This is a genomic window from Gluconobacter sp. P1D12_c (genome assembly GCF_018812105.1).
In the GTDB taxonomy this organism is placed as follows: domain Bacteria; phylum Pseudomonadota; class Alphaproteobacteria; order Acetobacterales; family Acetobacteraceae; genus Gluconobacter; species Gluconobacter oxydans_A.
Map to the genome: position 1 here is coordinate 1 of NZ_JACSIQ010000289.1, position 526 is coordinate 526.

2 protein-coding genes are annotated in these 526 nt (G+C 44.7%); both read left to right on the forward strand.

The genetic code is table 11. The annotated features are described in order from the left end of the window. Positions 1-292, forward strand: a 292-nt coding sequence (locus KP705_RS16785) for a hypothetical protein (protein ID WP_215765079.1), incomplete at its 5' end; no start/stop codon positions are given. A gap of 3 nt (positions 293-295) precedes the next feature. After that, on the forward strand, positions 296-526 hold a 231-nt coding region (locus KP705_RS16790; protein ID WP_215765080.1), incomplete at its 3' end, for a protein rep.

A 526-nucleotide genomic window follows, 5' to 3' on the forward strand; every position in this document is an offset into this window, starting at 1 on the left:
TGATAACATTCTCCCGAATAAGGGGAAGTATCTGCGGTACATGGTTATCACCTGCGGTGAGAACGTCCGCATATATGATGACCTCAAGGCGGAGCATAGGAAATGGACACGCAAGCTCTCTGATTGCTTCCGTTGGCTCAATCAAAAATATGGTTCAAATCTGTATTTCAGGGGGACTGAGTTCACTCATAATGAGGATCATGAAACCCTTAACATGCATATGAATATCCTCTTTGATCTGCAGTATTTGAAGGGGAACGGCTGGCTTGATTTTCTTGCTGATGTTCGTTAGAGGATGTCGTGCATTGTTAAGGATGCGGGAACTCTTGAGTCTGTTGATGAGGTCACAAAATATGTGACTAAGCCGAACGATATTGAGACGATGGAGGATGGCCATCTTGAGTGGTTCTATAATGAGACACTCAATACGCGACTGATACAGAGGTACGGATCGTTTAAGGAGTTCAAGGGGTCTCTTAATGATGAGAGGCTTCGCATCGTTCGAGATCAGTCTGATGGATCTCTG